Annotated in this window: 24 protein-coding genes; 13 read left to right on the top strand and 11 right to left on the bottom strand. The window is 40.0% G+C overall.

The genetic code is table 11. The features are described 5' to 3' along the window. Positions 1-27: 27 nt before the first annotated feature. The gene (locus ACTJKN_RS15085) at positions 28-1,152 is read left to right on the top strand and encodes an ATP-binding protein (protein WP_440826216.1); all 1,125 of its coding nucleotides are present in this window, start codon (positions 28-30) and stop codon (positions 1,150-1,152) included. Here ACTJKN_RS15085 and ACTJKN_RS15090 read toward each other — a convergent pair. Next, positions 1,147-1,530 carry a YchJ family protein gene (locus ACTJKN_RS15090; protein WP_440826218.1) on the bottom strand — a complete coding sequence of 128 codons (384 nt, stop codon included), beginning with the start codon at positions 1,528-1,530 and terminating at the stop codon, positions 1,147-1,149. The two genes, ACTJKN_RS15085 and ACTJKN_RS15090, sit on opposite strands and share 6 nt — an antisense overlap. Before the next feature lie 74 nt (positions 1,531-1,604). On the opposite strand from ACTJKN_RS15090, the gene ACTJKN_RS15095 reads away from it, so the two are divergent. Together ACTJKN_RS15095 and ACTJKN_RS15100 are read left to right on the top strand one after the other, a co-directional pair. Continuing rightward, positions 1,605-2,405, top strand: coding sequence for a tRNA pseudouridine synthase A (locus ACTJKN_RS15095; RefSeq protein WP_440826220.1), 801 nt, complete (start codon positions 1,605-1,607; stop codon positions 2,403-2,405). 36 nt (positions 2,406-2,441) lie between these two features. Next, positions 2,442-2,888 carry a hypothetical protein gene (locus ACTJKN_RS15100; protein WP_440826222.1) on the top strand — a complete coding sequence of 149 codons (447 nt, stop codon included), beginning with the start codon at positions 2,442-2,444 and terminating at the stop codon, positions 2,886-2,888. 93 nt (positions 2,889-2,981) lie between these two features. On the opposite strand, the gene ACTJKN_RS15105 is transcribed toward ACTJKN_RS15100, so the two are convergent. After that, positions 2,982-4,211, bottom strand: a complete 1,230-nt coding sequence (locus ACTJKN_RS15105) for an ABC transporter permease (protein ID WP_440826224.1) — start codon at positions 4,209-4,211, stop codon at positions 2,982-2,984. Between the two features lie 170 nt (positions 4,212-4,381). On the opposite strand from ACTJKN_RS15105, the gene ACTJKN_RS15110 reads away from it, so the two are divergent. Both ACTJKN_RS15110 and ACTJKN_RS15115 read left to right on the top strand, forming a co-directional pair. Then, positions 4,382-5,650 carry an exo-beta-N-acetylmuramidase NamZ family protein gene (locus ACTJKN_RS15110; RefSeq protein WP_440826225.1) on the top strand — a complete coding sequence of 423 codons (1,269 nt, stop codon included), beginning with the start codon at positions 4,382-4,384 and terminating at the stop codon, positions 5,648-5,650. A gap of 160 nt (positions 5,651-5,810) precedes the next feature. Further along, entirely contained in the window at positions 5,811-6,017 is a 207-nt protein-coding gene (locus ACTJKN_RS15115) for a hypothetical protein (protein ID WP_244216031.1), read from the top strand. 128 nt (positions 6,018-6,145) lie between these two features. Here ACTJKN_RS15115 and ACTJKN_RS15120 read toward each other — a convergent pair whose 3' ends face one another. Further along, on the bottom strand, positions 6,146-7,189 hold the full coding sequence (locus tag ACTJKN_RS15120; RefSeq protein ID WP_440826227.1) for a DNA topoisomerase IB: 1,044 nt from the start codon (positions 7,187-7,189) through the stop codon (positions 6,146-6,148). Positions 7,190-7,280: 91 nt separating this feature from the next. Between ACTJKN_RS15120 and fmt the strand changes: the two genes are divergently transcribed. Beyond that, the gene (gene fmt, locus ACTJKN_RS15125; RefSeq protein WP_440826229.1) at positions 7,281-8,189 is read left to right on the top strand and encodes a methionyl-tRNA formyltransferase; all 909 of its coding nucleotides are present in this window, start codon (positions 7,281-7,283) and stop codon (positions 8,187-8,189) included. Between the two features lie 476 nt (positions 8,190-8,665). On the opposite strand, the gene ACTJKN_RS15130 is transcribed toward fmt, so the two are convergent. Together ACTJKN_RS15130 and ACTJKN_RS15135 are read right to left on the bottom strand one after the other, a co-directional pair. Next, positions 8,666-9,505, bottom strand: a complete 840-nt coding sequence (locus ACTJKN_RS15130) for an aminotransferase class IV (protein ID WP_440826231.1) — start codon at positions 9,503-9,505, stop codon at positions 8,666-8,668. Positions 9,506-9,508: 3 nt separating this feature from the next. After that, entirely contained in the window at positions 9,509-10,537 is a 1,029-nt protein-coding gene (locus ACTJKN_RS15135) for an RluA family pseudouridine synthase (protein ID WP_440826233.1), read from the bottom strand. 103 nt (positions 10,538-10,640) lie between these two features. Here ACTJKN_RS15135 and ACTJKN_RS15140 point away from each other — a divergent pair, with 103 nt between their 5' ends. The 5 genes from ACTJKN_RS15140 to ACTJKN_RS15160 all read left to right on the top strand — a co-directional run bounded on the left by ACTJKN_RS15140 (position 10,641) and on the right by ACTJKN_RS15160 (position 14,888). Continuing rightward, positions 10,641-11,669: a DUF6588 family protein gene (locus ACTJKN_RS15140; protein WP_440826235.1), complete on the top strand. Its 1,029-nt coding sequence runs from the start codon at positions 10,641-10,643 to the stop codon at positions 11,667-11,669. A 65-nt stretch (positions 11,670-11,734) separates the two neighbouring features. Beyond that, on the top strand, positions 11,735-12,604 hold the full coding sequence (locus tag ACTJKN_RS15145; RefSeq protein ID WP_440826237.1) for a 1-aminocyclopropane-1-carboxylate deaminase/D-cysteine desulfhydrase: 870 nt from the start codon (positions 11,735-11,737) through the stop codon (positions 12,602-12,604). Positions 12,605-12,852: 248 nt separating this feature from the next. Next, on the top strand, positions 12,853-13,449 hold the full coding sequence (locus tag ACTJKN_RS15150; protein ID WP_440826238.1) for a TetR/AcrR family transcriptional regulator: 597 nt from the start codon (positions 12,853-12,855) through the stop codon (positions 13,447-13,449). 6 nt (positions 13,450-13,455) lie between these two features. Then, on the top strand, positions 13,456-14,604 hold the full coding sequence (locus tag ACTJKN_RS15155; protein WP_440826240.1) for an FAD-dependent oxidoreductase: 1,149 nt from the start codon (positions 13,456-13,458) through the stop codon (positions 14,602-14,604). 161 nt (positions 14,605-14,765) lie between these two features. Further along, positions 14,766-14,888 carry an SDR family oxidoreductase gene (locus tag ACTJKN_RS15160; RefSeq protein WP_440826560.1) on the top strand — a complete coding sequence of 41 codons (123 nt, stop codon included), beginning with the start codon at positions 14,766-14,768 and terminating at the stop codon, positions 14,886-14,888. 218 nt (positions 14,889-15,106) lie between these two features. On the opposite strand, the gene ACTJKN_RS15165 is transcribed toward ACTJKN_RS15160, so the two are convergent. The 3 genes from ACTJKN_RS15165 to ACTJKN_RS15175 all read right to left on the bottom strand — a co-directional run bounded on the left by ACTJKN_RS15165 (position 15,107) and on the right by ACTJKN_RS15175 (position 17,511). Beyond that, positions 15,107-15,388 carry a hypothetical protein gene (locus tag ACTJKN_RS15165; RefSeq protein WP_440826242.1) on the bottom strand — a complete coding sequence of 94 codons (282 nt, stop codon included), beginning with the start codon at positions 15,386-15,388 and terminating at the stop codon, positions 15,107-15,109. 377 nt (positions 15,389-15,765) lie between these two features. Continuing rightward, positions 15,766-16,626, bottom strand: a complete 861-nt coding sequence (locus tag ACTJKN_RS15170; RefSeq protein WP_440826244.1) for a helix-turn-helix domain-containing protein — start codon at positions 16,624-16,626, stop codon at positions 15,766-15,768. Positions 16,627-16,764: 138 nt separating this feature from the next. Then, a complete protein-coding gene (locus ACTJKN_RS15175) occupies positions 16,765-17,511 on the bottom strand; it encodes an SDR family oxidoreductase (protein ID WP_440826246.1) in 747 nt (248 codons plus the stop codon). Positions 17,512-17,764: 253 nt separating this feature from the next. On the opposite strand from ACTJKN_RS15175, the gene ACTJKN_RS15180 reads away from it, so the two are divergent. Together ACTJKN_RS15180 and ACTJKN_RS15185 are read left to right on the top strand one after the other, a co-directional pair. After that, positions 17,765-18,538, top strand: coding sequence for an SDR family NAD(P)-dependent oxidoreductase (locus ACTJKN_RS15180; RefSeq protein ID WP_440826248.1), 774 nt, complete (start codon positions 17,765-17,767; stop codon positions 18,536-18,538). 88 nt (positions 18,539-18,626) lie between these two features. Further along, positions 18,627-19,538, top strand: a complete 912-nt coding sequence (locus ACTJKN_RS15185) for an AraC family transcriptional regulator (RefSeq protein WP_440826250.1) — start codon at positions 18,627-18,629, stop codon at positions 19,536-19,538. 243 nt (positions 19,539-19,781) lie between these two features. Here ACTJKN_RS15185 and ACTJKN_RS15190 read toward each other — a convergent pair whose 3' ends face one another. From ACTJKN_RS15190 to ACTJKN_RS15200, 3 genes are all read right to left on the bottom strand, one after another. Beyond that, positions 19,782-20,846 carry a phosphatidylinositol-specific phospholipase C1-like protein gene (locus ACTJKN_RS15190; protein WP_440826252.1) on the bottom strand — a complete coding sequence of 355 codons (1,065 nt, stop codon included), beginning with the start codon at positions 20,844-20,846 and terminating at the stop codon, positions 19,782-19,784. 67 nt (positions 20,847-20,913) lie between these two features. After that, positions 20,914-22,596 carry a RagB/SusD family nutrient uptake outer membrane protein gene (locus ACTJKN_RS15195; RefSeq protein ID WP_440826253.1) on the bottom strand — a complete coding sequence of 561 codons (1,683 nt, stop codon included), beginning with the start codon at positions 22,594-22,596 and terminating at the stop codon, positions 20,914-20,916. A gap of 5 nt (positions 22,597-22,601) precedes the next feature. Beyond that, complete coding sequence (locus ACTJKN_RS15200) at positions 22,602-25,793, bottom strand: SusC/RagA family TonB-linked outer membrane protein (RefSeq protein WP_440826255.1); 3,192 nt, start codon at positions 25,791-25,793, stop codon at positions 22,602-22,604. Positions 25,794-25,963: the final 170 nt, after the last annotated feature.

A 25,963-nucleotide genomic window follows, 5' to 3' on the forward strand; every position in this document is an offset into this window, starting at 1 on the left:
CGCAAAATTTATATTAAATTTGCGATTATGATTTCAAGAGCAATATCAGATTCTATCGAAAAACACCTAAAAGATGAAAAGGCGATCATCCTTTTAGGTCCAAGGCAGGTTGGAAAAAGTACGCTCTTGCAGCAGCTTTCTTCTAAATTTGCTAAACCTGTTATGTGGTGGAATGGTGATGACGCAGACATTAGGACAATACTTTCCAATACCACTTCAACCTCCTTACGTGCACTTCTTGGAAAAGCTAAAACGTTGGTAATTGATGAAGCGCAAAGAGTTGATAATATTGGTTTATCTATTAAATTAATCATTGATCAACTTAAAGATGTAAAAGTAATTGCTACTGGTTCTTCAGCCTTTGAGTTAGCCAATCATATTAACGAACCACTTACTGGTAGAAAATGGGAATATAACCTATTTCCTTTTTCGTTCGGAGAAATGGTAGAGGAAAACGGTCTACTTGCAGAGAAAAGATTATTGAACCATCGCTTGGTTTATGGCTACTATCCAGAAATCGTGAACAATCCAGGTGGAGAAGAAATACGTTTAAAACAATTATCCGACAGTTACCTATATAAAGATATCCTAACTTGGGAGAAAATACAAAAGCCAGATAAGATGGAGAAATTAATCCAGGCTTTGGCTTTTCAGGTAGGCAATGAGGTATCATATAACGAACTAGGGCAATTAGCAGGTCTGGATAATCAAACAACAGAGAAGTATATCGATCTGCTTGAAAAGGCATTTATTGTATTCAGATTGGGATCTTTAAGTAGGAACTTAAGAAATGAGCTAAAGAAAAGCCGAAAGATCTACTTTTACGACAATGGTATCAGAAATGCTGTAATTAATCAATTTAGTCCAGCTGTATTAAGACAAGACATTGGTGCCCTTTGGGAAAATTTCGTAATTAGTGAAAGGGTTAAATTTCTTGCCTATAAACAAATTAATTGCAACCAATACTTTTGGCGTACGCATGCACAACAGGAAATAGATTATATTGAAGAAAGAAACGGATTAATGAATGCCTACGAAATTAAATGGAACGCTAAATCCAATGCAAGATTTCCAAAGACGTTTTTAGATGCCTATGAGAATGTGGAGACTAAAATAATTACACCCGAAAACGTGAGTGAATTTTTGTTATAAATAAAATTCTCCATCCACATAATACCATTGCCCATCTTCTAACCTGAAATTAGATTTTTCATGCAATACTTCCGTCTGAAATTTCTTATTGAGGTAATAGGCCTTAAACTCGACAACATCAAAATCAGAATAAACAATTTCGAGTTTTAGCCATTTGGTATTTTCCGCACTGCTTAGATAAGCACTTTTCGAGTGCCCTTTTCTTTTAGTGCTATGCGTGGTATCGTAAAGATAATCAGCATCAGCTACTACAAAAGCCGAATATCTGGAACGCATTAAAGCCTCCGCAGTTGGTGCCGCTTTCACTTTTAAATGATAAGGCTGGCAACAATGGCTAAAGGCAGCTCCACTTCCGCAAGGACAGTTTATTAAATCCATGATTAAAATTTACCACACAAAAGTATGATTTAATATTCCCGCTGCTAAAATTTCCGTAAAATTGTAGCAGAAAAATGAGGTATTTCTTTCACATTGCCTATCAAGGCCAATACTTTAGTGGGTGGCAAAAACAACCTGGGGTAAAAAGCGTTCAGGAAGTTATTGAGCAAACCCTATCGAAGATTTTAAAATCGCCGACTGCTATTAACGGTTGTGGGCGAACAGATGCGCATGTGCATGCCAGTCAGTTCTTTTTTCATGCCGATATAGAAAAAGAGATTGATTTCGATCTGCTTTACATCCTGAATAAAGCCTTACCTTATAATATCGCAGTATTCGACATTATTAAAATGGAGGGAAAACCGCACGCCCGGTTTGATGCTGTACAAAGGAAATATGATTATTTTATCCATACCTATAAAGATCCTTTTTTAAGTACTCAAAGTTCCTTTTATCAATTAAATAATCTAAATTTTGATAAAATGAAAGCCGTTGTAAAATTATTACCCCAATACAAAGATTATAGGGCTTTCTGTACGCATCCTGATAAATATGAGCATACCATCTGCAATGTAATGGAGGCCGATTTATTTGTAAATCCAAAGAGCGACAGGCTGAGGTTTCATATTGCCAGTAACCGCTTTTTGGGCAAAATGATCCGCATTATTATGAGTAAAATCCTAATGGTTGGCAAGGGAGAACTTAGCTTTGACGAATTTGAAAGTGAACTGATTACATTACAATCTTCAAAACTATCATTGCCCGCTCACCCAACGGGCTTATACCTTTCGAAAGTCACTTATCCGTATTTAAACCTCGAACCACGGACTGAATTTATTCATAGTACTCAAGGTATAGACTGGATTTCAATTTAAGTGTAGCGTTTTGATTTTGAACTCCGTTTAAGGGGTATGAACGTTCAAATCTGTATCTTCTTATTTGCCCTGATCCTATCTTTAGGCTGTAAAAAACCTACAAACGTAGATGTTTTATTGGACGGCAATTATACAGGTGTATTGGTAATTACCAATAGTGTTAAGTCTGTGCCGGTAACACATCCAATTTCAATTTCGTTAAAGGATGGAAAATTCAGTATTACATCAGGTGCTGATGCTAGCCTGAAACCATCGGGGGGCAAGGGAACCTATAACTTTAAAAATAGGATCGGATATTTTACCGATGAGGGCGCTTGGACAGCAGATTTTGATTGGAATATGATTTTAAACGGCGAATACGATATCAGAAGCAGCGGAGTAGATTTAACGCTTAAAAGAAGGCTCAAGCCTCAAACAGATTTTTCTCCAGCTAATTCTTATGCTACGCTAGAATATGAATATATTTTAAAGAGAATAGATTAAACACTCAAATTAAAATTTGAGTTGACAAGAGCTTAAGTTTAGGTTTGCTTGGGCATCGGAAAATGATCTGTCCGGTGACCCAAGTTTTTTTCCTTATTTAAATCGGATTGCTTTAAGCGGAGAAACCTTACTGATTAATAGCGAAGGGATAATCAAAACCGCTAAACACACCACTACGGTAACGATATTAAGCAATAGCACATCAATAAAGTGAAATTCTATTGGTGCATAAGCTAAAAAGTAAGAGGCCTGATTAAGTTTGAAAATGTGAGTGGCCTGCTGTAAAAAACCAAGTCCTAAACCCAGAATATTCCCCAGTAATAAGCCAATACCAATTAAATAAGCGGCGTTGTAAAGGAAAATTTTCATAATACTCCAATTACTGGCCCCAAACGACTTTAGCATCCCGATCATATTTGTTTTCTCTAAAATCATAATCAACAATGCGGTAACCATGTTAATTACACCTACAATTAACATCAGGATTAAAAGAACATTGGTGTTTACATCGAGAAGACCTAACCAGGTAAATATATTAGGGAAATTTTCTTCGATAGAATACGAGCGTAAATTGCGTGGAAGATTTTCATAGATATTATTGGCAATAGGCTTAAGCCTGTTAAAATCCTTAATCCTGATCTCTATACCACCAATTTCGTTCGCCTCCCAGTTATTCAAACGTTTAATTATATTCAGGTTGCCAAGCACAAAACCCTTATCAATATCTTCGACACCTATATCGTAAATACCTACAATTTTAAATTTACGCGGCCGCAACTGGTTTTGAACAAAATACATGATAAAATCATCACCGGTTTTGAGTTTTAAACGATTAGCCGTATAATTCGAAATGAGCAGTTCTTGCATGGCAGCCGTACTGTCGGAAAAATCGATAATGGTTCCGCTGATAATATGCTGCTTAATGTAATCCCACTTGTAGCTCTTGTCTATCCCTTTAAAATTAATGCCTTCAATTTCATTATTGGCCGAAAGGATAGCAGGTTTTGTAGCAAAAGGATAATAATATTCAATATCGGGATTGTTTTTGAGCGTTTTTTTTGTTTCTCCATCAAGTACGAAGGGAGAATGCTCAAAAGAATTATTCAGATCGTAACGGGTAATCTGCACATCACCCAAATAACCCCTTACTTTATCCTGGATTTCAGTTTTAAAGCCTTTAATAATGGCTATAGAGAGAATCATAACCGCCAAACTCAACATCACGCCTGCTATTGCAATACGCACGATAAGTTTTGAAAAAGTACGCTCAGATTTAATGGCTATGCGCCCAGCTATGAAATATTCGAAATTCAATTTAATCAATTTGTGTTAACAAAAATGCTCAATTCCTTTTTAAAAATGGCATTTTCGGAAATAAATAACCAACTTTAAACATCAATCATTAAGTTGTAACAAGAAAATACCAATAGCATAATTGAAATATATTGTAAATTGTTTTGTTATAATACCGGAAGATTAGAATAATACACAAAATGAAAAATTACATCAGCTTTGTTTTAACCAGTTTAATTGCATTATCGGCCTGCGGACAACCCAAACCACTCGAACAGGAAGTTCTTGGAAAGAAAAGTCCTGAAAACAGAAAACTGATGATCAGGAATGTTAAACTGCCATCTACAATTAAAACCGGTGCAGAGCAGACCGAAAAATACCTCCCGCTTTTAAAAGGAAAACGTGTGGGTATGGTGGTTAACCCTACATCGATTATCGGTACGCAGACTTCGGTTGATAGCCTGCTGAAACGAGGTGTTAAAATCCAGAAGATATTTGGTCCTGAGCACGGTTTTAGAGGCAATGCCAGTGCTGGCGTTACCGTTAACGATGATGTTGATACCAAAACAGGCATTAAAGCCATCTCGCTTTATGGCAAACACAGTACACCAACGGCTGAAGATTTAGCAGATATCGACATTATGGTGTTTGATATTCAAGATGTTGGTGTCCGTTTTTACACCTATATTAATACCTTACAGCACGTTATGGAAGCCTGTGCAGCAAATAATAAAACATTGTTGATTTTAGATCGCCCCAATCCAAATGGTTATTTAATTGATGGGCCGATTTTAGATCCAAAATTTAAATCGGGCATTGGCGTGCAACCTATCCCTATTGCGCATGGCTTAACGGTTGGCGAATATGCACAGATGTTAAATGGCGAGGGTTGGTTGAAAGATAAGGTGAAATGCAAGATTACCATTATCAAAAATGCCAATTACGATCATGATATGGAGTATACTTTACCGGTTAAACCCTCTCCTAACCTGAATACACAGCAATCTATTTTACTTTACCCATCTACCTGTTTATTTGAGGGCACTTATTTAAACCACGGCCGCGGAACGATGTTTCCATTTACTATTGTTGGCGCACCGTACCTTAAAGGGAAATTCGATTTCAGTTTTACGCCAAAAAGTATAAAAGGAATGTCTGAAACACCATTATTTCAGGATCAGGTTTGTTATGGTTTAGATTTAAGAACTTACGATACCTCAAAACTGGTAAAATCGAAACAGGTAAACATTAGCTGGTTAATCGAACTGTACAAGGCATCACCGAGAAAAGAAGATTTCTTTAATACCAAGTTGAGCAAAGAGATGGGTACTATCGAAAGATTAGTTGGTGTGGCAGATTTCAGACAACAGGTAATCGATGGAAAAAGTGAAGCGGAAATTAGGACGAGCTGGGAACCGGGCCTAAGTGCATACAAAACCATGCGTAAGAAATATTTGCTATACAATTGATTATTGAATGAGAGAGGGGTTGAATGAGAGCGGGATTGAATGATTGAATTGCCCTAGCAATTATTTTCAAACTTAACAGAAAGAGGTTTGTTATTATTGGTAATTGATAAGCGCTGTGCTATTCAATCATTCAAAACTTAATCATTCAATCATTTTAGCTATGAGCGGTCCAAAAATTAAAAGTGACAAACCAGGAAGCAATTACCAGGAAGAAGTGCCCAAAGGCAGGGAGCCTGTTGACCATAAAACAGTTAGAAAGGATAATGACAGCACCCCTAACAAAGCACCAAAAACGAATAATCCGGCCAAGCAAAGAGAATTAGAGGAGCAGCCTGTCCATCCAATAAAGAAAGCACCTAAAGAATAATTTCAAAACGCCGTCATTGCAACCGGAGTGTAGCTTATTACGGCCGTATACATACGACGGATTTCTCGACTGCGTTTCACCCGATAGCTATCGGGTCCGCTCGAAATGACGATTTTATAACAAAGTATCTATTTACTACTTGATTTTAAAAATGATAACAAAATTTTCTCATCGTGTGCTAAACCTAACTTACCAGTTGTTTTGTTATTATTCATTTTTTTCATGTATTTACCAAGCTCATTGTTTTCATAAGCGGTAAGCAATAACGGATATACGTAAGAACTCTTGCAAACAGCCCTGGTATTGCCTAATTTTTTCGCTACGCAATCTAATACAGTAACAATTGTCTTTTTCGAGTTTAGGTTAAAATTTTCATCGGCACTGCACTTCGAAAACTGGCGCAACGCTTCTAAGGTACCACCCCAGGTTCTAAAATCCTTTGCCGTAAAATCATCGCCTGTAATTTCTTTAATGTAAGCGTTTATTTTGCCTGAATCGATACTCTTATGCTCTTTCCCGTTCGAATAAAACTGGAATAATTCCTGTCCTGGAATGTCTCTGCATTTCTTGACCAGTTTTGCCAGCGACCGATCATTTAACTCTACTTTTTGCCGAACACCTTTTTTCCCAACAAAATCCATGGTAATTTTACTTCCTTCGATTTTAACATGCTTATCGCGAAGTGTAGTTAAGCCAAAAGAACCGTACAATTGCTTATAACTTTCATTACCCACGCGGATTAGTGTTTTTTGAAGTACATCTACCGAAATGGCCAATACTTTGCGTTCATCGAAATCTTTTCTGCGGAGGTCTTTTTCCAGGTTTTTCCTTGCATTGGGCAATGCTTTTCCAAATTCCAATAAACGGAAATATTTAGCCTCCGATCGTCGGCTGGTCCACTTTGCATGGTATTTATATTGCTTCCGGCCTGCAGCATCAATACCAGTTACCTGTAAATATGCATTTGGCTTACTGGCAATCCACACATTTTGCCATGCAGGTGGAATAACTAAGGCCTTTATCCGATCGAGGTGTTTCTCTTCGGTAATTTTGTTGCCCTCTTTATCTTCATAATAAAATTTACCAGGTTTTCCTTTACGGTAAATACCAGGCATGGCATCAGTTACGTACACCAATCCACTTGCCTGAACAACATCTTTGCCTTGTACCATTTTTTGCCTATAAGTATGGGTTTATTTTTAGTTATTTTGCAAAACATTAACGTGAGTAGCCGCGTTATTTTTAGAAACACAACACTTTCATATGAAAATAGTTTTTATGGGTACGCCCGATTTTGCGGTAGCCTCTTTAGATGCCCTGGTACAAGCCAATTTCAATGTAGTTGCAGTGGTTACTGTGCCAGATAAACCTGCAGGCCGTGGCCAAAAATTGAATGAAAGTGCAGTAAAAAAATATGCTGTAGAAAAAGGAATTCCTGTACTACAGCCTGAAAAGTTAAAAAATCCTGAGTTTATTGAAGAACTCAGATCTTACCAAGCCGATTTACAAGTGGTAGTGGCTTTTAGGATGCTACCAGAAATAGTTTGGAATATGCCGGCTAAAGGAACCATCAATTTACATGGTTCGTTATTACCGCAATACCGTGGTGCAGCCCCGATTAACCATGCCATTATAAACGGCGAGAAGGAAAGTGGCGTAACTACATTTTTCCTTAAACAGGAAATTGATACTGGTGATATCATTCTTAGCGACAGTGTGCCCATTGCCGACGACGAAACTGCGGGCGAGTTGCATGATAAACTGATGGTTGTTGGCGCAAATCTCCTGGTAAAAACACTACGTGCTATAGAAGCTAATAATATAACAGAGCAACCGCAGCCACAAAATGATGATTTAAAACATGCGCCGAAGATTTTTAAGGAAGATTGCAAAATCGACTGGAACAGTCCGGCGCAAACTATCCATAATTTAATCCGCGGTTTAAGCCCTTACCCAACTGCTTTTACCTCACTCAATGAGAAAAATTTAAAGGTATTTAAAGCCGAAATAGAAGATAAAGAGCCAGGTATTGTAGCCGGAGGCTTTTTAACCGATGGTAAAACTTATTTAAAATTTGCGGCGAAAGATGGGTTTATCAAGCTTCTAGACATCCAGTACGAAGGAAAAAAACGAATGCTGATCGAAGACTTTTTAAGGGGAATGCGGTTGTAAAAGAGTTTGAGTTGTCAACTTTAATGGCCATTATGCAAGAAAGTTGACAACTCTTCTAGTCGATTCAATGAGCTAAGTTAGATGCAGAACAGGATCAGCATGAAAACCTATATTTTATATGGCAATTCTTTTTGGAAAGGAATTGCAGTGGCTTTTGGCTTGATACAGCCCCGCTCCCGCTTCTGCCAATTTGAAGGAAATTGGCATCCCGCTTTGATCGGGTTTAAGTGGCCACAAAAGTGCTACTGTTTAGGTTAAATAAACCCGACCGGCAGCGTTATCCCGATTAAGAACTATTTCTCTTATGAGCAAATTTTATCGGGATTAAGCCAAGGGCGGGACCAGCCCTAACCGATTAGCACAGGTATTGCTTTCCAAAAAAATATGAGATAGGGTTAAAGATCTCTCCATTCCGCTACGCTTCAGTCGAGATGACGAACCAATGGCACTAATTTCCTAATGACCAATGAACCAGATTACAAAGCATTCAATTTCTCAATCAAAAACTTCGATACCTCGTTAAAATAACGTTTCCTGCCATAGCCCATTACCCATTGAATGCCTTGCGTAGCATTGGTAATAAAAACTTCTTCGGCTTCTTTTAATATTTCAGGATTAATCTGCGCCTCGATTAAAGGCATATCGTTCATTTTGCACAACTGCATAATGGCCGTACGCATTACGCCGCTTATACAACCTTCAGCCAGCGACGGCGTATAAATCTGTTTGTTATATACGACAAAAACATTGGCACTGATGCTTTCGCAAAGAAAGCCATATTGGTTCAGGATCATTGCCTCATCCAAACGGTTTTGGCTTTTAAAAATTCCGGCCATGACATAAAGCAGCGCATTGGCCGTTTTAAAATTCGAGAGTTTATTAACCGGTTTAGTCATTTCATCAAAAACATCAATGATCAGGCCTTTGCTGTTCAGCTCATATGTAGATGCTTTTAAGGGAATACCTTCTAAAACATAACCTGCTTTATTAATTTCGGGCGTATAAACGCCAGCTCCTCCCCTGTATACGGAAAGGCGGAAACGGACATTGCCATTCCACTTGTTCCTTTTGGCCAGATCGGCGGTTTTCTGGCGCAGAAAATAATCGTCCATTAAAGCATGACCGTCAATTTTAAGCGCTTTCATGCCAGCCGTTAATCTATCGGCATGTAAATCGGCAAATTGCAGCTTATTATTAATCATTCGCATGCTTTCGAACAGTCCATCGCCAAATTTGAAGCTTCTGTTCGAAGCCGTTAAAATCGGAAGATCAACTGCTTGAAATTCATCATTAAATAAAAGGTACTCCTGAAGCATATTTTATGATGTAGCGATATAATTTTCCCATTTGGTTAAGCCAGCTTTAAAATCGGGTGGCAATGGCGATTCAAAATACATATACTCTTTAGAAGTAGGGTGGATAAAACCCAAACTTTGTGCGTGCAAAGCCTGACGGGGCAGCAATTCAAAACAATTATCTACAAATTGTTTGTACTTATTAAACGTAGTTCCTTTTAAAATCTTATCGCCACCATACATTGCATCGTTAAAAAGTGGATGGCCAATATGTTGCATGTGTGCCCTGATCTGGTGTGTACGGCCCGTTTCGAGTTCACAACTGATCAAGGTAACGTAACCTAACCGTTTTAATACTTTATAGTGTGTTACAGACCATTTCCCTTTTTCTTCATCATCGTAAATATCCATCACACGGCGGTCTTTCACACTTCTGCCAATGTAACCGGTTACCGTTCCATCGTTTTCGATATCGCCCCAAACCAGTGCAATATATTTACGTGTAATGCTGTGGTCGAAAAACTGACGCGCAAGGTGAGTAATCGATTTTTCATTTTTACTGATCAGCAATAAACCCGAGGTATCCTTATCAATGCGGTGCACTAAACCTGGGCGGCCATCATTGCCAGGCAGCTGAGGCAGTTGCTCAAAATGGAATGCCAGCGCATTAACCAAAGTTCCGGTATAATTATTAAAACCAGGGTGTACAACCATTCCTGCAGCTTTATTTACGATCAAAAGATCGCTATCCTCGTAAATGATATCAATTGGTAAATCTTCAGGATAAACTTCAGTATCGCGCGGTGGGTGAGGTAAAACGATAGATATTTCATCATAAGGTTTAACCTTATAACTCGCTTTGATCTGTTTCTGATTAACCAGTACATTCCCTGCATCAATTGCATTTTGAATACGGTTTCGGGAGGCATTTTCTACGCGCACCATCAAAAATTTATCGATACGAAGCAAAGACTGCCCCTTATCGACAATAATTTTTAAATGTTCATATAATTCCTGCTCTTCTGATTCCTGCAATTCGACCACATTTTCCATGGCGCAAAAATAAACTTTTAACTTCAAGAATTTTTTAATGATTGCAGTTTTCGAAAAAACAGCCCTATCTTTACTCACAATCAAAACATTCTAAATTTTTTATATGAAAAAATGCTACTCTTTAAAGGCCCTGTGTGCCTTATTTTTATTGGTAATGGCTCAAAAAGCAAGTGCCCAACAAGACGTTGGAGGCTTGTTTGTGGGCGGACCAGCAGATGCGACCAAACTGGTTAATGCCTATTTTGATCCTTTATATAAAGGTTTAGGCCTGGGTTTAACCGATGGCTGGTCGAACACTGCTCAATCAAAAGGTTTTTTAAAATTCGATGTCAGGGTTTCGGCCTCTGCAGCATTTGTTCCACAATCGGCCAGAAGTTATGATGTAAATACCTTGGGTTTAAATAATATCAAACCTGCACCTGGTGCATCATCTATAGGCCCTACTGCATTTGGCGATGACCATGAAGGTGGTAAAATGCAAATTTATACAAGCAGTGGCGTTCCCACGGGTAAATTTTTCAACCTACCTCAGGGAGTGGGGTTTCATGTAGTGCCTTCTGCGCAGATACAGGCTACTTTGGGCTTACCCAAAAACATTGATGTTACCTTGAGAGCAATGCCAAAGATTAAATTAGGTAGCGACCTTGGAAGCTTATCGATGATCGGCTTTGGTGCCAAAGTTGAACTTTTACCGCTTTTTATGGGTTCAACTACAGAAAAATTAATTCCTGTAGACATTGCCATTGCCGGTGGTTTTACGCAGTATAAATATAATTTGCCTTTGAATATCAATAATACTTCAAATTCAGATCAGCGTATTGATGCTAAATTCAATGGCGTAAATTTTGATGCCATCGTTTCTAAGAAAATTATGTTTTTCACGCCTTTTGCCAGCATTGGTTACCAAACCTCGAATACCAATTTAAAAGCGCTAGGTACTTATAAATTTGAAGATGGCGCAAGCAATGCAACTTATGTTGATCCAATCTCGGTGAAACAAACTGATATTGACGGCGTAAGGGGGAGTTTAGGCTTCCAGTTGAAGTTTGGTTTCTTTAAATTTTACGGTTCATATACTCAGGCAAAATACAGTATGGTTAATGCAGGTATAGGCCTTGGTATCGGTAAATAATTAATTTTCGAATATAATAATGCTAAAAAACACCTGAAATACTCAGGTGTTTTTTATTTTTACACGTGTTCGAAGAAATATACAGCCCGGTACAAAAAATAACATTTGCGCCTTTCAATAACTTGTTTGTTAAACGGGATGATCTTATCGATCCCTATATTTCCGGCAACAAATGGCGTAAGCTCAAATATATTTTAGCCAAGGCCAAAGCAGAAAAGAAAACGCATCTGGTCACTTTTGGAGGTGCTTATTCCAATCACCTAGTAGCAACTGCCGCAGCAGCATCAAGATCGGGCTTAACCGCTACTGCTTTTGTACGTGGAGAAGAAGTAAAAAATGAGCTATTATTGCTGTGCAGTTTATTTGGGATGAAACTCATTTTTACCGACCGTGAAAGTTACCGGGATAAACACCAGTTGTTTGACCAATATTTTGCGTCTGATGCGCAAGCTTATTTTATAAACGAAGGGGGTGCATCACTTGAAGCCACTATTGGCTGCGCAGAGGTAATTGAAGAACTGACGGAACCATACGACCACATTTTTTGCGCTGCCGGAACGGGAACCACTGCTGCAGGTTTGTTGAGGGGGATTCAACAACACCTGTTAAATACAAAGTTACATATCATCCCTGTATTAAAGGGCGCTTCGTTTATCAAAGCAGAAATAGCACGCTATACACCAATATCCAGTCACCTCGAACTTCACCTCGATTATCATTTTGGTGGCTATGCGAAAACCACTCCTGAACTGATCAGCTTTATCAAAATCTTTACTGCAAAAACCGGGTTGCTCCTAGACCCTGTCTATATCGCGAAAATGTTTTATGCCATTCAAGATTTAGCAAAACAAGAAATTATTGGTAAAGATGAAAAAGTATTGGCCATCCATACCGGAGGGCTTATGGGCCTTTTTGGTATGAAGGATAAGTTTTAATATTCCCCAAAACTTAAAATGAAGATAATGCGGATAATCCGTATGTAAATGCTCTACCCCTTCTAAATTTTAATCTGAACTATCTTCTTTTATTTCAAGTGTGATGCTGATCCCAAAAATTCGGGGTAGCATGATGATTGTGCAAGATGAAACTCAAATCAATTTGTCAGTATAAATTAATAATTTGAAGAAGACTAAAAAGTAAACAAACGTTTACTTACTTTTGAATTATATTAATTAAGTGAATTATGCGACCCAAAAATTTAGCGAAAGAAGAAGCCATCAGATCAATTGCCCTACAGATTATTTCTGAAGAAGGACTGGAAAACCTGAGTATGCAGAAACTGGCCAAAGCAGCCAATATATCGCCACGTACCATTTATATCAAGTATGAAAATAAAGAAGATCTATTGATAAAACTTTTTATCGAAGAAGTACTTGGCAACTATGAAAAAGCGATATTAGAAAATTTTGATCCAAAAATGGCTTTTGCTGATGGTATGAAAAGATTATGGTTAAATACTTTTCGTTACCTAACAAATAATAAACCTGCATTTTCTTTAATCCGGTATGGAAAATCTTCTCCCCTTTTAAATAAGGCTTTTCAAGAGAAAAACATACAACAAGGTGCATTTTTCGCACCCATTCATACCTTTTTAAAAACAAATGTCCAAGCTGGATTGATTGCAGATTTACCCCATGATGTACACATCGCGCTCCTATTTTCACCCATCCAAGATCTGGTAGCTGAATATTTTGACCATTTAGATCGGCCTGTACAAATTATTACCGAGGAAGTTATTTTAACCTCCTGCGAAATCATAATCAAAGGCATCCTTAAATAAAAAACAATGAACAACATTAAAGATAAAAAAATCGCCATCATTGGTGCTGGCCCGGGAGGTTTAACACTAGCCAGGCTTTTGCAAATGGATGGCTTCAAGGTAAAGGTTTACGAACGCGACACTGATGAAAATGCTCGACAAAAAGGTGCTACATTAGATCTACATGAGGAATCTGGATTAGCTGCCTTACGTGAAGCTAAACTCATGGATGCCTTTATGGCAAACTATCGCCCCGGTGCAGATCGTACACGTATTATTGATCAGCGCGGCAATATCATTTTTGAAGATAGCGACATACAAAATAGAGAAGCTTTCCGGCCTGAAATAGACCGCGGTCCATTACAAAAGATCCTTTTAGATTCGCTGGTAAAAGGTACTGTAATTTGGGATAGTCATTTTGAAGCACTTACACCCAGCAACGGTTCATGGCTGATCGGATTTAAAAATGGAACTTTAGCGCAGGCCGATATGGTAATTGCCGCAGACGGGGCTAATTCAAAAATCCGTCCATACATTACCCCCATTAAACCATTTTATTCGGGGATTAGCATTGTTGAAGGCGCCATTTATTCATCGGCCACTGCTTGTCCGAAAATGCATGCGCTTTTAAACGGCGGCAAAATATTCGCTATGGGTGATGAAAAATCACTGATCGTAAGTTCAAAAGGTGATGGCAGTTTAGTATTTTACACGGGTTGCCATACGCCAGAAAACTGGGCAAAAGTGTCGGGTATTAATTTTTCGGATAAAAACCAGGTAATCAACTGGTTCAAAAATGAATTCTCCTCCTGGGACTCAATGTGGTTGGAATTATTTGAAAATGCATCAACAGCTTTTGTTCCCCGGCCTCAATACTGTATGCCTTTAGATCAGCACTGGGAAACCGTCTCCAATTTAACTATGCTGGGTGATGCAGCCCATTTAATGCCCCCTTATGCTGGCGAAGGGGTAAATATGGCCATGCTCGATGCTTTAGAACTAAGCCAATGCTTTAAAGAGAACAACTTTAATACACCTAAGGAAGCAATAGCAGCCTATGAAAAACAAATGCTAAAAAGAGCTTCAGAAACAGCAGATATTACGATGCAATCTACTATGGCACTTCATTCTACAGATGCAATTAGCTATATGCTCAACATTATGGGCCCTGAATAAAAAAGGGCCCTCATCGCTGAGGAACCCCAATAAGATCTCTAAATCGTCCCGTTGATTTGATTCTTGTAATAAAAGTATCGCTACTTTCTTGCGAATGAAATAAAAATAGAGCAAGACCGCTAAATAATAGATGAAGATGCACGATCTATACACATTGAATAATAAACCTTGGTGAAGTACAGGATATGGCAAATATGGCTGTTTTTCTGGTTTCGCCGCGGGCTAAATATATAACAGGAACAGTTTCGGTGGTAGATGGCGGAGGATCACGCTCGGCATTCTGATACTTACCATTAAGCAGGAAGAACAAGTAATTGATCAGTACATCGAATTTATGGATGAAACAGATGAAGGCTTATCTGATTTCTGGGGCAGGCTCTTGCATGAAACCGGGATTCCGATTGGATAATCTGTCAAAATAAAATGCTACAAAAGGGGCTTTCCATAAAAAAGTTTTCCACATCGGTGAAGTCCAAAACGCGATTTTGTCTATAATCACACTTTAAACATCGTCACCAGACCAGATTTTCAACTCTTTAAGTTTATTTAAAAAAGGGAAATAAACTTCTTGGTGGATCGGTTGAAACTTTTCGGTAATCTCTTTTTGAAGAACATCATATTTCTGTTTTTCAATATAGTTTTTCCTAGGGTTCAAAATCGATCTTTGTGCGTCGAGGCCATGGAGGTAGTTGCAAAGCGGAATCCACTTTTCAATGTACTCAGCTTTCTTTGAGCCCAAATAATCAATAAATCTGAATAGCGCTTCTATTCTCTCTGGTATCATAACTTGTATTTGACGCAAACCCAATGGAAATAACATACAGAATTATGTGGATGGTTAGCGTTGAATGTATGATACGAATTTACTAAATGAATATGAGAAATAAATACCATCAATAATTTTTACTGCGTCTTTCAGGGGTCCTACGGTTCTTTGTTCAATGGAAGGAAGTGCTGATACTCAAAAATAGCGGTTAAAATCAGGTACTTTCTTTATTTTGCAGGCCTGAAATAAATCGACGCCCCAACCATTTCCTTGGTAGATGAGGCAGGAGAAGCACCGGTAGCAATGAAAAAAAGTCAAACATCAACCGGTTACACCTGTAATATCAAGTTGAAAAAAATCTCTCAAATTTACCACTGAGAGATCACATATCTATCTTAATTAAAACTTGCCCTGAATTGCAGCGGTGAGAATTGGGTTTTATTTTTAAAAAGCTTGTTGAAAGAGGCTGGGTGTTCAAACCCCAACAGGTAAGCGATTTCACTTACAGATAGTTGAGTTGTAGACAGCTGCTCCTTGGCCTTGTCTATAATCCGGTTCTGAAGGTGCTGTTGTGTGCTTTGTCCTGTAAGTGCCTTCAATAGAGAGCTTAAATAGTTTGGCGTCAGGCACAGCGATCCGGCAATTTTCTTTACCGTTGGAACGCCGTTAAGCAGAAGATTCTCCTCAGAGAGATAATTATCGAACAATGTTTCCATCTGCTCAAGGATCTGATGATTGCTCTTCCGGCGGGTATAAAATTGCCGTTCATAAAAACGGGTTGTATAGCGCAGGAACAATTCGATATGACCGATTATAATGTCATGGGAAAATTTATCGATGTTCGAATGGTATTCCTGTTTGATCTGTTTAAAAATTGCTATCATCAATTGTTCCTCCCTGTCTGAAAGAAACAGAGCTTCATTAACTGCATAACCGAAAAAATCATAATTTTTGATTTTCCTAGCCAAGCTGGTGTTCCAAAAAAAATCAGGATGGATCAGCAGTAGCCAGCCCGAAGGATCGCTTTCGGCATTGGGATCGATCTCTATGTGGATTACCTGTTGGGGCGCGACAAATGTTAATACGCCTTCATCAAAATCATAAGGTAGCTGACCATAATTAAACTTCTTGCTCACATTTCGTTTTAATCCGATCGAATAGTAATTCTGAACCCATCGGATATCGGTATACACAATAGGATATTTTACCAGGCTATAATCAATCAGGCTGATCAATGGATGCTCTGTCTTCGGCAAGTTGCTAAATTCGTGAAAGGATTGAATTGAGTCAAAATGTAATTCAGCTCGCATAATTTCTACATTATAATTTAAATCTATTAAAACTTTGTACACGGAAAAAATTTTCCATGTACAAAGTTTACTGGTTGATAAAGCTTACCATTCCTGATCCGTGGGCAGTAAGAACAGTTCTGACACATCTAGATGATCGGGCGCTTCAAGGGCATAGATAATGCTACCGGCAATATCATTTGGTGTCAAGAATGTCATCTGCCCGCGGAGATTTTCCATACCTTCCTTGTAACCTTTGTCTGAAATATGGTCATACAAATTGGTGTCAACTGCCCCGGGCTGTATGCTGGTAACCCGGATATTGTGTTTTTTACCGATTTCCATTCGCGTAATATCTGAAAAGGCTGCGACAAAGAACTTGCTTGCACAATAAACTGACAAACCTTTGAATAATTTGCGCCCTGCAATAGAGGATAAGTTTATGATATGGCCGCTATGCTGGATAATGAGTTCTGGAAGTACACTGGCTGTAGCATTTAATACCCCTTTTATATTAACATCCACCATAGTGTTCCATTCATCGGTCCTAAATGTATCAACATCAGATGCCTGCATAAGGCCCGCATTGTTTATCAGGATATCGATCCCGCCGAAATGTGATTTTAACGATTTTACACCATTTTCCACACTAAGGGGATCAACAACATCCATGACTATCGACCGGGCTTCGCCACCTTTGGATACAATTTCGTCTTCGATGGATTTTAATTCATTGATTCTTCTAGCTGCTAAGCCTACTTTAACACCTTTTTCGGCAAGTGCAATTGCTACACCTTTGCCAATTCCGCTTGATGCACCTGTAATCAGTGCAACTTTCCCTTTTAAATTCATGTTGTATATTTTGATTCGGATACAAAATTGCATCTTGCCGGACAGAAATAATTTGCCATATCTCTGTTTATAATTTCCATATCTATGGTGGATGTTTCAAAGTTTAGTATTGTCATACTCAAAAATCTCTTTGGTGAGCAACCATGAAAGTAGAATTTAGTGTTCATTTAGGTTATGAATGTCCTTGATTTGGTTAATTCTATGATCCGTCTCTTACCTACTTTTGTTCCATCCGTTAATTAATTATTATTTTATGGAAAATCATATCGAAAAATCAAAAAACAATCAGCCTGTCGCTCTAGTAACCGGAGGCAATCAGGGTATAGGTTATCAAATTGCAAAAGCACTTGCTGACAATGGCTATGCGGTATATATCGGGTCACGCAATCTGCAAAATGGAGAGAAAGCTGCTTTGGAAATCGGCCCAAATACACACGCTGTAAAACTCGATGTTACTGATGGAACAACTATCCAGGGGGCGGTAAAGGATATTGAAAAAGATCACGGTTGCCTTGATCTTCTTGTTAACAATGCGGCGATAGCTAGCGTGGGGAATGCGGATCGATCGGTAGAGGAAATCAACGCAGCAAGAAATGCAAGTACTGCATCTGTTGATGATGTTAAGGCAGTTTGGGAGACCAATGTATTTGGTGTGATCAGCGTTACACAGGCCTTTTTGCCACTATTAAGGAAATCCAATGCAGCCAGGATCGTCAATGTGTCGAGCGCCCTGGGTTCATTGACATGGATATCTGATCCGGACTGCTGGGCCCGTGAAAGTTTTGGCATCGTTTACTCGGCTTCCAAAACAGCACTGAATGCTGTAACGATGGCATTCGCAATAGAACTTGAAAAAGAAAACATCAAAGTAAATGCAGTCAGTCCAGGCTATACTGCAACAGCTCTGAACAATTTTCAGGGCACAGATACTGTTGAAGTCGGCTCACGGGAACCTATCCGCGTGGCTTTGGAAACGGACGGTCCAACCGCCACTTTCACTGGCCCCGATGGTATTCTTCCCTGGTAACATTTTTTCGACAAACAATCACAATTTTGACCGATCACTGAAATAATGATTGGTTATTATTATTAATTTTAAGATATAGAAAAATTAAATGGACATAGAAGTCAAACTTGATACAATTGCTGGGGTACACAGGGCCTATAATCTTCCCGGCCCTACCCATCCGCTCATTACGATGCTGAATTTCTCAAATGGTTCTCTTAAAATGTGCGGAAAGCTGGAAAATCACGTTTTGAATTTTTATAAGATTCTTTTGGTAACCAGGCGGGGCGGAAAGATCAGGTATGGCCAGGGTTATTACGATTTCGATGAGGGGAGTATGCTTTTCGCGGCGCCGAACCAGCTTGTGGGAAGTACAGGAAATTATGTCGACAACGAAGGTTATTCTTTATTGGTTCACCCGGATTTTCTTCTGGGTTATCCATTGGCAAGAAAGATCAAGCAGCTTGGCTTTTTTTCCTATGCAGCAAACGAAGCCCTGCATCTCTCCGAACAGGAAAAGTCCACTATTGTATCGATTTACGATATCATCCGTAATGAGCTCACCAGCAGAATTGATGATTTTAGCCATGAGGTTATCATCGCGCAAATCGAGCTACTATTAAGTTATGCCAAACGTTTTTACAAACGCCAGTTCCTAACGCGGAAAGTTATCGTTAACGACTTACTTGAACGCGTTGAAGATTTATTGGAAAATCATTTTAATGAAAAAAATGTCCTTTTACAAGGGATTCCGACTGTTCAGTTCATTGCTGATAAGTTGAATTATACCCCTAATTATTTAAGCGATATGTTACGTTCACTTACGGGGCTAAACGCCCAGCAACATATCCATCTTAAGCTGATTGAAAAATCCAAGGAATTATTGACAACAACAGATAAAGCAATCAGTGAGGTGGCTTTTCAATTGGGCTTTGAGCACCCACAGTCTTTCACCAGGCTGTTCAAGATTAAAACAAAAATGTCTCCCCTAGAATTTAGGTTACAATTTAACCAAAATTGATATAAATTTTAAAAATGCCAAACACCCATTCTACATGTTGGAGATTATCAAAAAGTGGCACTTGTTTTTCAAAAAAGCGGCCACTTTTTTGGGCTTGAATTGACTTCTGCTTCCTCCTCTAGGTATTTGGGAAACCAATTTTTGCATCATGCTCTAATTGTGCTTTTGATGAAACATATTCATCCCCGATCAGCTTAAGTATTCCAAATAATGGATAAGTAGTCGAATGAAAAATAATATGACTTATTTAATTACTGGATTGGCCCTGAAATACTTATTTGCGCCTTCGAAGGCAACCACATAATCCGAATTAAAATGTCTGCTTTTTTGGTAATAATCTGTTGTTATAATCTGCGCACCAGAATTCTGTGAAGCAATAAAATTACCATAATCATTCATGCGAGCCTGTTTGGTGTCTGCATCCGCACGCGTACGGATGATGTAGCCTTTTTTGACCAAGTTCGGTATCTGCGGATCTTTAGGGTTATTAATGATCATCATCGCCGCTTCTGGAGTTCCCGGATCGGCGTTGGTAAATAGTATCCTATGTTTTAAAGACGGATGGCCTTTTATATACAGCGAACGTTTTATGTCCCGGTTATCGAGCAAGAACAAAAATTTACCTCTAGCTTGCCTAAGCGTTGGCCAACTGTTATGCTGCACAGCCTCTTCAAGGGTGGCATATTTACCTCTTACCTCATCGGGTGTTATGATTTTTTTATCACCCAGGTATGCTAAGAATTCTCTGTCCAGGGCATCAAAGGTCTCGGCCGAAAAAGGCTCCGGCCTGGTCAATTCTTTATTTTCAGATACATCATCTTTAGGTTCAACCGTAATAAATATTGGATTGTGATCGGGATGAGCGTCGGACCATACCTTTAACTGCTGAAGACCATTTTTCAAAGTGAGACATTGGCTACGGAAATCCATATCGATCATATGGAAAACCTTAAAACCAGGCGCCATCATTTCTCCCTTAGGATCATATTCAGATTGGCCCTTAACCCAGTCCAAACCCTTTGGATGGGCAAACCTACGTCCTTTAGAATCAGCGTACACATCGATTTCCAGGTTACAGAGTCCCATATCCAATTGATCAGTCAAAACAATATGGCTATACTCAAGCCATTTAAGTCCTGACGAATCCTTTTTTGCCAAATAGCGGAACAGATCCGGTTCAATCGCCATTTTATAACTATTGTGTGATCCTATCACCTGGATTTTATTAATGGGTGTAAGCCCGCTGACAGGCTGCTGGAAATAGTATGGTACAGCAAGGAAAAATAGTGTAATCAAGAATGGTTTCATAGTTTAAGAATATCATAACAGCCGGAAAATATCCGGCTGTTATGATTATATAGAGTACAAATATTATTTAATATCCTGCATTTTGTTTCAGCTGACCATTTGAAGCCTGGATTTCGGTCAATGGGATAGGCAGCCAATACTGGGCATCTTTAAAGGTACGGCCAGTTAATGCCACCTTCCTAACATAGCTGTACCCGGATGGATTAGCACCGCTTACCGTGGCAGATATACCATACGCAGGCACATTTTCGGTCTGCGGGGCTATTTTCCAGCGCCTTACATCATAATAACGGTGCTCTTCAAACGCAAGTTCGATCTGCCTTTCATTTTTAATGGCCTCACGCATCGTAGCCTGGGATAAACCTAACAGAGCAGGCATTGCAACAGAAGAACGGGACCTTACCGCATTGATCGCATCATAAACACTTTGATCAGGGCCTATAGCTTCATTCTGGGCTTCGGCATAGTTCAGCAATATTTCGGCATATCTGAAATAAATCCATGGCTGTGCTCCGGCCACACCTGCCGGGTTAACGATTGGATAGCTATCATTCATAAACTTACGGAGATAATATCCGGTTGAACTGGTGTTCCAATTTGATGGCCCCTGATTGCTATCCTTTCCTCCGGGCAGGTAAACATCTACCGTACTGCCCCTATATGGAGACTTATTGTGTAGAATTGTGGCATAAAACCTTGGATCGCGGTTCACATATGGATTTTGTGGATCATAACCGGATCCCGGGTCAGTTATGGCTTTGCCATTGGCCATCGGATAAGCATCTACCAGATTTTGAAGAGGGGTGTTACCACCCCAGGCATCGTACCCGTTAGGTCCGTTGGCACGTTCTATGGGCAGATGTATCGCGGTACTGGAGAAATAAAGGCGTTCAAATATAATCTCACTGCTATTTGGATTTAAAAACAGTTTTGAATACCCACCCTGATCTATATTATACTTTCCAAGGTCGATTACTGCTTTGGCGGCTGCAGCTGCCGCTGTCCAAGTAGCAGCACTATATAAAGGGCTCGCTGCATACAATAACAACCTCGATTTTAAAGCTAGTGCGGCGCCTTTGGTCGCCCTACCCAATGCCCAGGTAGCGCTATTGTTTAAAGGTAACCTCGAAGCGGCATCATCAAGTTCTGTAGCTACATAATTTATAGATTCTGCTAAGCTGGCGCGTTTGAAAAGAGCAGGATCCTGTAAGTTGCTGTTCAGGTCGGTAACCCTATCTGCAATTAACACAGCTCCGCCATAGTTCCGTATAATATCGTGATACCTAAAAGCCCGGATAAACCGGATTTCACCAACGAGCCTGTTCTTATGTGCCGTGTTTAGCGGCAGCCCGTCGATTACACTCAGTGCATAATTGCATTCGCGTATACTTCGATAACTTCGAGCCCACAAAGTTCCGGCCATACCGGTATTATCTGCCGACAGCTGGCCCTGCTGCAAAACCCACGAACCATCATTATTGGTATAGATAGATTCATCACTCACCGAACTCCACATCGCATATTCAAACCCACGCCCGAACCCTGGAGGCGAATAGCTTCCTTCCTTTTCCTGTAATATAGCGCCAAGGTATCTGTTGGTTACAAACGCTTCAAAAAGAGTTGTATCGCTTACAATCGAATTACCTGTAGCCCTGTCGGTAGGCGATAAAGTTAAAAAGTCTTTTTTACAGGATGTGACCGATGCCATTAAAAGCATTGCCCAGCCTATTACATATTTGAAATTTTTCATTGTTTTTAGAATTTGATATTGGCACCTACGTTGATAATTTTTTGCTCTGGATAGAATTGTCCTGTCGTACTGATACCCTCTGGATCATAATCTTTAATCCTGGTAATGGTAAAGAGATTGAATGCGCTGGCATATACCCTAAGGCCGGCAATGCGCAAACGTGATAACGCCCCGGAAGGGAGTGAATAACCGAGCTGAACATTTTTTAGCCTTAAAAAAGAAGCATCGTTATTCCAGAAAGTACTATTGTACTGTCCTCCGCTTACTGCGCTCGATGCCCTATCGGATACCCTTGGATATGTTCCGTTCGGGTTGGATGGGCTTGTTGCATTGTTTGCCCAGGAGCTGTAAAAATTTCCGATGGTACCCGATTCAGGCAGTACATACTGGCTTACCTGGGACTGGCCTGCAAAAAGCACTGATATATCGAAATTGCTGTATGCAGCATTTAAGTTTAATCCGTAAACGATCTGGGGAATATTGCCATATTTGGTCCTTACCCTATCAGCAGCAGTAATTTTTCCGTCCTGGTTATAATCTTCGTATATCAAGTCACCGACTATTGCTCCGGGAACATGGGGCGAATTGTCAATCTCTGCCTGGCTGCGGTAAATGCCTGTTGACCGGTACAATAAACTTGTATTTAGAGGTCTACCTGTTTGACTCTGATGTGATAAGGTTCCTGCAGCCTCATCAATGTAGATGATTTTACTTTTGGCATAGGTAAAGTTGCCCGAAGCTCCCCAAGAGAAACTTCCAGAGTGGTTATATCCCAATGTAGCCTCGAATCCGTTATTGTTTATCTTTCCGATATTTTCGGCAGGCACCAGTGGATTGCCTCCAAAAGGGTTAACAATACCGGATGTAGCCGGCAGTGATCCATTACGGTAAGCTAGGATATCAGACCTTACCTGGCGGAAATAAATAGCCTCGAGCGTAAAGTTTTTCAGGAATACAGCATTAATGCCGATATCGGTTTTCTTTGCCGTTTCCCAGGTAATTGCAGGGTTTGCCAGTTTGGTAAGTGCCAGCCCAGGCTGCACAGACGGTCCAGAACCGTTATCAAACACGACCATATTATTGAAAGAGTAGTTATCCACGTATTGGTAGGCACCGATAATATCATCCCCCAGCACACCATATGATGCTCTTATTTTCAGATCGTCTATAAAACCAATGCTGTTTCGGAACCAGTCTTCCTTAGAAATACGGTAACCGGCAGATACCGAAGGAAAGTAACCCCATTGATGGCCGGGTGCAAAAAGTGATGAGCCATCTGCACGCAACTGTGCTTCCAAAAGATATTTTTCATCATAATTATAGGCTAGCCTACTGATCACACTTTGGCGGTTGTAATTATAAGCTGGGTTGGCGGCATTATTACTGCTACTGCCACCATTGGTCGCATTGTTAGCTGCAGTCCCTCCTTGTGAAAGCTCTGGTGTACTGCTGGTTAAAAAGCCGGTGCGCTGGGCCCAGAAGAAATCGTAATTACTGCGGCTCTGCTCATAGCCCACAAAGGCATTGATGTTGTGTTTATCGAACTGCCTTACAAAATTCAGTTTGATATTGGAGGTAACCAACGATTGATTTAACTGAGACTCGTACAGGTATGCCATACCGCTAAGACCTCCCTGTACGCTTGGAAGATAAGCTCCTGTTGTTTTATTATAATTGTAAACAGTATAAGGAGTATAAAATGCTTTTGAGAAAGCGTTTGATTTATCAACTGAGAAAAATCCATCTAATGAAAGTCCCTTGAGGTGTGGAATATCGTAACTTGCTTTAAGGATACCGTTAAAAGTCTGTGTTGGATTTCTGTTGATCCCACCGATATCTGTGGGGGTAAGTGCAGGATTTGATTGATCGATACCGGTTGTGGGCATTCCATTGGGATAAAATGCTGCAGCTGTCGGATACGAGCGGTAAATTGAACGGAATATATCAGCGGACGCTGTGGTGGGCATCTGACGTTTTTCCTCACGTGCTGATAGCGACAAGGCCACTTTTAGTGCCGGCGTGATAGTTGCATCGATATTTGATCTTATATTATACTGATTATATTTAGCCGCACCGTTCCTGTATATACCGTCCTGGTAAAGTGTTCCTGCAGAAATGAAATATTTAACATCTTCGGATCCACCGCTCACTATGAGGTTGTGCTGATCCTGAAGGCTGTGGCCTTTTAGCACTGTTTTTTCCCAATCGGTATTAGGAAAGTTGAGCGGATCTGTACCGTCACCGAATTTCTGGAGCTGAGCCGCACTGTACACCTGGTTCATTCCGCCGGTGGGATTGTTGTAGTAGCTGATGTCGTTAACGATCCTGGCATAGGTTCGCGCATCTGCCAGTTTGGGCAGGCGCGTAGGCGAGCTAAAGCCCTGGTTGAAGCTATACGAAACAGAAGCTTTACCTGCTTTACCGTGCTTGGTGGTAATAAGGATAACACCATTTGCAGCTCTATTACCGTAAACCGCGGCCGATGCGTCTTTGAGAACAGAAACGCTTTCGATATCGTTTGGATCCAGACGTTCTAAGCCGCCAATCTGACCGGGAATGCCATCAACAACAATCAGTACCGCATTGCTGCCACTTGTAGCTAAGCCCCTGATCAAAAGATTTGACGCATCTGCCCCCGGCTCGCCGGACACATTATTGGCAACCACACCGGAAATACGGCCAGCAAATGAGCCCGAAACATTGGGTTGAGGGCTTTTAACCAAATCACTTCCCTTTACAATCGAGATTGAACCGGTAAGGGTTGCTTTCTTTTGCGAGCCATAACCCACTACAACCAGATCATTTAATGACCTGGAATCAGGCTGTAAGCTTACCTTGAGGGAAGTTTGCCCGGTTAGGCCAATTTCATGGCTCTGATAACCTACAAAGGCAAAAACCAGGATCCCGGAAGAAGCATCTGACAGGTTAAGCGAAAAATTACCGTCTTTATCTGAAACTGTGCCGATGGCTGTTCCTTTTAGTAGGACGGTTACGCCCGGAAGCGGAGCTCCTTTTTCGTCGGTTATGCTACCGCTTACCCGCACGGTGGCTAATTCCATTGGGACTTTAATTGCCGCATGCAACTGAACAGGCTGTGCAATGGTAATTAAACAGATTGCCGCACCGGCGAGCAAGGCTAAACGAGAACTGGGTCTTCCTCGGTGCGGAGCGTAAATTTTAATTAAATTAGATTCCATGACTTGTAAATAAATTTGTTTTTTTGGCTTACTGCTGACGGCCAAAACCATGCATTTACCCGGGGAAAATGTGAAAAGGATTTCCGGTTTATTAAGCAACCTTACTACATATCCCAAGGCTTTTGGCTGGTGTTAACCTGTTAATCAGCGACACGAAATTGGGGTAATTT

It is taken from the genome of Pedobacter sp. 22163 (genome assembly GCF_052045595.1).
Classification (GTDB): Bacteria; Bacteroidota; Bacteroidia; order Sphingobacteriales; family Sphingobacteriaceae; genus Pedobacter.

Bases quoted from the DNA above. Each gene is read 5' to 3' on its own strand.
- ACTJKN_RS15085 (WP_440826216.1), top strand. From the start codon at position 28: ATGATTTCAAGAGCAATATCAGATTCTATCGAAAAACACCTAAAAGAT.
- ACTJKN_RS15090 (WP_440826218.1), bottom strand. From the start codon at position 1,530: ATGGATTTAATAAACTGTCCTTGCGGAAGTGGAGCTGCCTTTAGCCAT.
- ACTJKN_RS15095 (WP_440826220.1), top strand. From the start codon at position 1,605: ATGAGGTATTTCTTTCACATTGCCTATCAAGGCCAATACTTTAGTGGG.
- ACTJKN_RS15100 (WP_440826222.1), top strand. From the start codon at position 2,442: ATGAACGTTCAAATCTGTATCTTCTTATTTGCCCTGATCCTATCTTTA.
- ACTJKN_RS15110 (WP_440826225.1), top strand. From the start codon at position 4,382: ATGAAAAATTACATCAGCTTTGTTTTAACCAGTTTAATTGCATTATCG.
- ACTJKN_RS15115 (WP_244216031.1), top strand. From the start codon at position 5,811: ATGAGCGGTCCAAAAATTAAAAGTGACAAACCAGGAAGCAATTACCAG.
- ACTJKN_RS15120 (WP_440826227.1), bottom strand. From the start codon at position 7,189: ATGGTACAAGGCAAAGATGTTGTTCAGGCAAGTGGATTGGTGTACGTA.
- fmt (WP_440826229.1), top strand. From the start codon at position 7,281: ATGAAAATAGTTTTTATGGGTACGCCCGATTTTGCGGTAGCCTCTTTA.
- ACTJKN_RS15130 (WP_440826231.1), bottom strand. From the start codon at position 9,505: ATGCTTCAGGAGTACCTTTTATTTAATGATGAATTTCAAGCAGTTGAT.
- ACTJKN_RS15135 (WP_440826233.1), bottom strand. From the start codon at position 10,537: ATGGAAAATGTGGTCGAATTGCAGGAATCAGAAGAGCAGGAATTATAT.
- ACTJKN_RS15140 (WP_440826235.1), top strand. From the start codon at position 10,641: ATGAAAAAATGCTACTCTTTAAAGGCCCTGTGTGCCTTATTTTTATTG.
- ACTJKN_RS15150 (WP_440826238.1), top strand. From the start codon at position 12,853: ATGCGACCCAAAAATTTAGCGAAAGAAGAAGCCATCAGATCAATTGCC.
- ACTJKN_RS15155 (WP_440826240.1), top strand. From the start codon at position 13,456: ATGAACAACATTAAAGATAAAAAAATCGCCATCATTGGTGCTGGCCCG.
- ACTJKN_RS15165 (WP_440826242.1), bottom strand. From the start codon at position 15,388: ATGATACCAGAGAGAATAGAAGCGCTATTCAGATTTATTGATTATTTG.
- ACTJKN_RS15175 (WP_440826246.1), bottom strand. From the start codon at position 17,511: ATGAATTTAAAAGGGAAAGTTGCACTGATTACAGGTGCATCAAGCGGA.
- ACTJKN_RS15180 (WP_440826248.1), top strand. From the start codon at position 17,765: ATGGAAAATCATATCGAAAAATCAAAAAACAATCAGCCTGTCGCTCTA.
- ACTJKN_RS15185 (WP_440826250.1), top strand. From the start codon at position 18,627: ATGGACATAGAAGTCAAACTTGATACAATTGCTGGGGTACACAGGGCC.
- ACTJKN_RS15190 (WP_440826252.1), bottom strand. From the start codon at position 20,846: ATGAAACCATTCTTGATTACACTATTTTTCCTTGCTGTACCATACTAT.
- ACTJKN_RS15195 (WP_440826253.1), bottom strand. From the start codon at position 22,596: ATGAAAAATTTCAAATATGTAATAGGCTGGGCAATGCTTTTAATGGCA.
- ACTJKN_RS15200 (WP_440826255.1), bottom strand. From the start codon at position 25,793: ATGGAATCTAATTTAATTAAAATTTACGCTCCGCACCGAGGAAGACCC.